We start from the raw sequence: 6,328 nt of genomic DNA on the forward strand, positions 1-6,328 counted from the left end.
CCCGTGGCCGGTGGCTCGGTGGCCGGTGGCCCCGCGGGGTGCGGCGACCCGGTGGAGGCGGACGCGCGCTCGCTGTCCGCTGCCGCAACGACGTCCGGCCCGGCCTGCGGCCTCTCCGCAGCGTCCGGCTCTTCCGTCGCGCTCGACCCGGTGCCGTCCGACCCGGTGCCGCTCGACCCGGTGCCGTCCGACCCGGTGCCGCTCGACCCGGTGCCGTCCGGGGCCGTGCCGCCGGTCAGCCAGCGTTCCGGGGCGGCCGAGCGGCGGCCCAGCCGGGAGCGTTCTGCCTGCGCCGCGATCTCCTCGCGGGCGTGCTCCAGATCCATCAGCCGGGCGGCGGCCGTCCCGTTGCCGCCGTGGTGGACCTGGAGATCGGCCAAGCGCAGGCGGTGCATCCAGGGGCCCCGGCTGAGACGGATGCTCTGCACCTTGGCGTGCGGCACGAGGGTGTGGATGCGCTTGAGCCGCCCCCGACGCGCCACGAACACGGTGTCCGTCACGCCGTGGCCGTAGCCCCGGTACCAGATCGGGACCGCCCAGCGCCCTCGCCGGGGCGACGGGCGGACCGAAGCCACCGCCTCGTCGATCGAGACGTCCGGCAGGAAACGGGCGATCAGCCGCGCGCACTCCGCGCGGCTGGCGACCGGCACCAGCATGCCGTTCTCGACGCCCTCGCCCGCCACCTCGATCTCCAGCCGCGCCCAGCCGCGGGATCGCCACAGCAACGGTTCGATGATCTCCACCGACTGCACCCGCCCCGGGGGCACCGTCGCGTGGTCGCGCTGCAACAGGCCGTGGTCCAGCCGCAGCCCGTCCGGCGACTCGCTGACCGTCCAGTCGTACTGCGTCAGGAAGCCGCCGATACCGGCCTGCCAGACGACGGCCATGAACGGCACGCAGACCGCGAGGGTGGCGAAGATGCTGTCGGTCAACAGGTACATACCCGGCCCGACCAGCAGGACGAAGAGCAGGGCGGACCAGCCCGAGCCGAGCAGCAGCAGGGACTTCACCAGCGTCCCGGTCTCCACCCGGAGCAGCTGCCGGGAGGGGGCCTCGCCGGCGGTCCGTGCCGCGTCCGGGGTGATACCGGCCGCTCGGGCCAGCAGCTCCGCGCGCAGCTCGCGTGCCTTGGCCTCGCCCAGGAACGCCAACTCGTCGGAGGAACCGGCCCCGACGACCTCCATCTTGAGCTTGGCCACGCCCACCAGCCGTGCCAGCAACGGGCGGCTGAGGTCGATGGACTGGATGCGGTCCAGGCGCAGATGCGCGCTGCGGCGGAACAACAGGCCGGTGCGGATGCGCAGTTCCGTGTCGGTCACGAGGAACCGGGTCACGCGCCAGGAGAGGAACCCGTAGAGGGCGGCGGCGGCCAGTATGCCCGCCAGGACGAGGAGCAGCGGCCCCAGGCCCAGCTCGGCCAGGTTGCGCAGGTGCTGCGGGTTGTTGAAGGCCAGCGCGGCCAGGCCCGCCAACGGAGCCCACGCGCGCCGCCAGGGCGTCACGGGGTGCAGGCGTTCGCCCTGCCCGTCGGGGAACGCCTCGGCCGGGTCGGTCTCCTTCGCCCCGGCATCGGCCGCCGCCGGCTCCGGCGACGCTCCCGCTCCCTCCTCGGTCGTGGTGCCGGGACCGGTCGTGGTGCCGGGGCCCGCCTCGCTGCGCTCACCGGCGGGTACGGCCGCCGACTCGTCGTCGCGGTCGCTGTGGCCGCTGCCGTCGTCATCGAGACCGGGACCGGGACCGGGGCCGCCGTCGTCGTCGGTCCCCTGTCGGGGGTGCTCCGCCCCCGACGTCCGGAAGGGGGGCGCGTCGTCGGTGCCGGCCGGGCTGCGGCCGGGGCCCGGTGCGGCCGGGCGGGTGTCGTCGTCCTCGGCCATCACAGCCCCGCCGACCGGGACTCGCCCAGCTCGGTCAGCCGGTCGCGCAGCCGCTCCGCCTCGTCGGGGTCCAGCCCGGGAATGGTGGCGTCCGTGGCCGCCGCCGCGGTGTGGAGCTGGAGGCGTGCGAGGCCGAACTTGCGGTCCAGCGGACCGGAGGTGACCTCCACCAGCTGCATCCGGCCGTAGGGCACCACGATCATCTGCCGCCACAGCACGCCCTTGCTGATGAGGAGGTCGTCCTCGCGCTCCCGATACCGCCAGGAGCGCTGATGGCGGCCGAGCACCCACCACAGCCACACCCCCGTCAGCAGCGGCGCGAGCGCCAGCAGTGACCAGGCGGGCGCGCCCAGCGCCGCCGGGAGGATCGCCGCGACCAGCAGCGGCGGCACCAGCCAGATCAGCGCCACCAACCGCCAGACGGTCAACAGGGCGGGTTTGACCCGCTGCCATTTCTCGGCCGGAGGGTCGACCGGCTCCCGCACCATGCTGTCCATGCCACGAGCTTACGGCGCTCCGCCGGGCTTCAGCAGGGCGTTACCTTCCGGCCGGGCGCCGGGGGCTCCCGCACCCGCGTGAAGCTGCCAGACTGGCCCGCATGGCGCAGACGACCACCGGGGCCGGGGCCCCGCACCCCGTGACCGGACTGCACGGTGCGGGCGACGCCGGCACCACCACGGTGGGGGTCGGCGGCGCCGCCGAGAGCACCGACATGGTGCTGAACATCGGACCGCAGCACCCGTCCACCCACGGCGTGCTGCGGCTGCGGCTGGTCCTCGACGGGGAGCGCATCTCCCGGGCGGAGCCCGTCGTCGGCTACATGCACCGAGGTGCGGAGAAGCTGTTCGAGGCCCGCGACTACCGCCAGATCATCGTGCTCGCCAACCGCCACGACTGGCTGTCCGCCTTCTCCAACGAGCTGGGCGTGGTGCTGGCCGTGGAGCGGATGCTCGGCATGGAGGTGCCCGAGCGGGCCGTCTGGCTGCGCACCCTGCTCGCGGAGCTGAACCGCGCGCTGAACCACCTGATGTTCCTGGGCTCCTACCCGCTGGAACTCGGCGGCATCACCCCGATGTTCTACGCGTTCACCGAGCGGGAGGACCTCCAGCACGTCATGGAGGAGCTGTCGGGCGGGCGGATGCACTACATGTTCAACCGGGTCGGCGGGCTCAAGGAGGACCTGCCCGCCGGGTGGACCGGCCGGGCGCGGGACGCCGTCGCCGGTGTCCGCGGTCGGCTCGGCCGCTTCGACGACCTGGTCCTCGGCAACGAGGTGTTCCGCTCCCGTACCCGGGGCGTCGGCGTGCTGGACCCGGCCGTCGCCCGCTCCTACGGCGTGTCGGGGCCGATCGCACGCGCCAGCGGCGTGGATTTCGACCTCCGCCGCGACGAGCCCTACCTGGCGTACGGCGAACTCGGCGACGTGCTGCGCGTGGCGGTCCGGTCGGAGGGCGACTGCCTCGCCCGGTTCGAGGTGCTGCTGGAGCAGACCCGCAACGCGCTCGAACTCGCGGACGCCTGCCTGGACCGGCTCGCCGAGCTGCCGCCGGGGCCGGTGAACCAGCGGCTGCCGAAGGTGCTCAAGGCGCCGGAGGGCGCCACCTACGCCTGGACCGAGAACCCGCTCGGGCTCAACGGCTACTACCTGGTCTCCAAGGGCGAGAAGACCCCGCACCGGCTGAAGCTGCGCTCCGCGTCGTTCAACAACATCCAGGCCCTGGTGGACCTGCTGCCCGGGACGCTGGTCGCCGACATGGTCGCGATCCTCGGATCGTTCTTCTTCGTCGTCGGCGACATCGACAAGTAGCCGCCCGACCGCCCGGCAGCGGTCACCCCCCGGTCGGTCGCGCCCCTGCGGCGCGCAGCAGCCGCAGCTGTCCGATCTCCGCCGCGTTCTTCATCAGCTCCGCGGTGACCCAGGCGACGGTGTCGGCGACGGTCCGGTCGGACCCCGGCGGCCACGGGAACGGCGCCTCCGCGTCCAGGCCGCCCGGCGGCAGGGAGGCCAGCGCCTCGGACCACTCCTCGCGCAGCACGGCCAGCCGGGCCACCGCCGCCGCGCTGCTGCCCGCCCAGACCACGGCCTCCCGGGCCGGCGGCTCCTCGCCGCGCAGCAGTCGCGACGCGGTCGTCCACCACCAGTCCACGTGCCAGGTCAGCCAGGCGACCGTCGGCACCGGCACCGGGTCGGGCTCGGAGTCGGCCCAGTCCGGCACCCACCGCCCGGTGGCGTCCTGCCGCACCCCCCAGCACAGCGGCGCCGGCCGCCAGTGCACGTCCGCCTCCTCCAGTCGGTCCACGTGGTACTCCAGCAGCGCCCAGGTGAGGTCGAACTGGTTCCGCAGCAGGGCGAGGCGGGCGGCGTCGGCGTGGCTCTCCATGCCGCGCACCCTGCCACCCGGGCCCGCACCCGGCCACCGGTTATCCCGCCGGCTGACCGGCCGCACCGCACGGACCGCGGCACCGCACGGACCGCCGCGCCGCGGGGTGCCGGCCGGCCCCGGACGAGCAGCCGGTCCACCTCAGCCCTTGTCGCGGGAACGTCCCATCGGGGCGCGGACGAGGGTGTCGTCGACGAAGCAGAACCGCCAGTCCTCACCCGGCTCGGCGGACTGGATCACCGGATGCCGGGCCTCCTCGGCGTGCCGCCGCGAGTGCTGGTGCGGCGAGTCGTCGCAGCAGCCGACGTGGCCGCAGGTCGTGCACAACCGCAGCTGCACCCAGTCGGTCCCGAGCTCCTCGCAGCCCGCGCAGGAGACGGCGTCGGTGTCGGTGACGCGGATCTGGTCCAGATGGGTGCAGGAGGTGCTGATCGTCTCCTCCCGCACGTAGGTCCAGTCCGACCGCAGCAGCCGGTCCGGCATCACCCGCGCCAGGTACCGCGACCCCGCCGCCAGCAGCGGCGCGGTCACCGCGAGCAGCAGCACGTACAGCGCGACGAAGGGCCCCAGCCGCTCGTCCAGCCCGGCGGCGATCGCCAGCGTCACGAGGATCAGCGAGAACTCGCCCCGCGCCAGCACCGTCAGCCCGATGTTGGCCGCGCCCCGCTGGTTGAATCCGAACAACCGCGCCGCCAGGACCCCGGCCGTCACGTTGGTCAGCACCGTGACGACCACCGCGAGCAGCGCGGGGACGGCGACACCGCCCAGGTCGCCCACGTCGATGGTCAGACCGAACGCCACGAAGAAGACCGTCGCCAGCACGTCCCGCAGCGGCAGCACGATCCGCTCCACGCGCTCCCGGAACCGGGTGCGCGAGACGACCAGCCCCACCATCAGCGCCCCGATGGCGTCCGAGACCCCCACTTCGTCGGAGACCCCCGCCACCAGCACCGCGAGGCCGATCGCCGCGACGGCCAGCAGCTCGTCCTCGCGGCTCCCGATCAACCCGCCCACCGCCCGCGCGCCCCAGCGCGCCACGGCGAACAGGGCCACGAGGAAGCCGAAGCTGAGCGCGATGTGCCCGGCCAGGGCGCCCAGCGAGTCCGCCCCGGAGAGCACCGGGGAGAGAAGCGCGAGGTAGAAGGCGAGGAACAGGTCCTCGATGACGATGATCCCCAGGATCACCGGTGTCTCGGCGTTGGTGAGCCGCCGCAGCTCGATCAGCAGCTTGGTCGCGATGGCCGAGGAGGAGATGCCGAGAGCGCCCGCCACCACCAGCGCCTCCGCGCCGCCCCAGCCGAGCGAGAACCCGAAGACCAGCCCCGCGGTGATGTTCAGCCCGATGTAGCAGGCCGCCGCCAGGAAGAGCCGCCGCCCGCCGCCGACCACCTGCTCCAGCGGGAACTCCACGCCCAGGTGGAACAGCAGCAGCACCAGCCCCAGCGCTGCCAGCACCGACAGGTCCTCGGGGTGCTCGATCAGCACCGGACCGGGCGTGCCCGGCCCCAGGAGGATCCCGACCAGCATGTAGCAGGGGACCGAAGGCAGCCCCAGCCGTCGCGCGCCCCGGGCGACCAGCGCCGCCAGCAGCAGCACCGCGCCCAGGCCGACCAGGTCGGCGTGCACCGCCCGCCCTCAGCCCTCGTAGAAGGTCGCGGAGAGCACCGCGGCCAGCTTGCGGGCCTGTTCGTCGGTCAGCTCCAGCACCGCGGTCGGCTCGGCCGACCGCGTCGCGAAGACGTACAGGTAGCGGGTCCCGCCGGGGCGCACCACCACGGACACCCGGTTCTCGTCGTCGGCCAGATCGACGTCGTACCGGGTGCCGACGCCCGGCAGCTCGGTGACGTGCACGCCCTGTCCCATCGCAGCTCCTCGGCGCGACGCGGGCGTCCCCCACGGCCGCCCGCACGGTGCCGGTGGCGTGCCCGAGGGGCTGACCGGCCGCGCGGGCCGACGGTCACCGGACGGCGGACCACCCGCCGCACGAAGAAGCGTCCCACCGATGCCGACGAGCATGGCGTCGTTCTCGGGCGCCTTCTCGCCGAACTGGCGCAGGTGCACCTTGCTCGACTT

6 protein-coding genes are annotated in these 6,328 nt (G+C 74.1%); 1 reads left to right on the plus strand and 5 read right to left on the minus strand.

The window, feature by feature from the left end; genetic code table 11:
- On the minus strand, positions 1–1,874 hold a 1,874-nt coding region (locus HCJ92_RS20950; protein ID WP_167935174.1), incomplete at its 3' end, for a PH domain-containing protein.
- Positions 1,874–2,371, minus strand: coding sequence for a PH domain-containing protein (locus tag HCJ92_RS20955; RefSeq protein ID WP_167935175.1), 498 nt, complete (start codon positions 2,369–2,371; stop codon positions 1,874–1,876). The genes HCJ92_RS20955 and HCJ92_RS20950, both read right to left, overlap by 1 nt.
- A gap of 215 nt (positions 2,372–2,586) precedes the next feature.
- Here HCJ92_RS20955 and HCJ92_RS20960 point away from each other — a divergent pair, with 215 nt between their 5' ends.
- On the plus strand, positions 2,587–3,681 hold the full coding sequence (locus HCJ92_RS20960) for an NADH-quinone oxidoreductase subunit D (protein ID WP_245241059.1): 1,095 nt from the start codon (positions 2,587–2,589) through the stop codon (positions 3,679–3,681).
- A gap of 22 nt (positions 3,682–3,703) precedes the next feature.
- Here HCJ92_RS20960 and HCJ92_RS20965 read toward each other — a convergent pair whose 3' ends face one another.
- From HCJ92_RS20965 to HCJ92_RS20975, 3 genes are all read right to left on the minus strand, one after another.
- Positions 3,704–4,255 carry a DinB family protein gene (locus HCJ92_RS20965; RefSeq protein ID WP_167935177.1) on the minus strand — a complete coding sequence of 184 codons (552 nt, stop codon included), beginning with the start codon at positions 4,253–4,255 and terminating at the stop codon, positions 3,704–3,706.
- A 141-nt stretch (positions 4,256–4,396) separates the two neighbouring features.
- On the minus strand, positions 4,397–5,881 hold the full coding sequence (locus tag HCJ92_RS20970; RefSeq protein ID WP_167935178.1) for a cation:proton antiporter domain-containing protein: 1,485 nt from the start codon (positions 5,879–5,881) through the stop codon (positions 4,397–4,399).
- 9 nt (positions 5,882–5,890) lie between these two features.
- Positions 5,891–6,118 carry a cation:proton antiporter regulatory subunit gene (locus HCJ92_RS20975; protein WP_167935179.1) on the minus strand — a complete coding sequence of 76 codons (228 nt, stop codon included), beginning with the start codon at positions 6,116–6,118 and terminating at the stop codon, positions 5,891–5,893.
- Positions 6,119–6,328: the final 210 nt, after the last annotated feature.

It is taken from the genome of Streptomyces spiramenti, assembly GCF_012034385.1.
Taxonomy (GTDB): Bacteria; Actinomycetota; Actinomycetes; order Streptomycetales; family Streptomycetaceae; genus Streptomyces; species Streptomyces spiramenti.

Excerpts from the sequence above, each read along its gene's own strand:
- HCJ92_RS20975 (WP_167935179.1), bottom strand. The coding sequence starts at position 6,118 with ATGGGACAGGGCGTGCACGTCACCGAGCTGCCGGGCGTCGGCACCCGG.
- HCJ92_RS20965 (WP_167935177.1), bottom strand. The coding sequence starts at position 4,255 with ATGGAGAGCCACGCCGACGCCGCCCGCCTCGCCCTGCTGCGGAACCAG.
- HCJ92_RS20960 (WP_245241059.1), top strand. The coding sequence starts at position 2,587 with ATGGTGCTGAACATCGGACCGCAGCACCCGTCCACCCACGGCGTGCTG.
- HCJ92_RS20955 (WP_167935175.1), bottom strand. The coding sequence starts at position 2,371 with ATGGACAGCATGGTGCGGGAGCCGGTCGACCCTCCGGCCGAGAAATGG.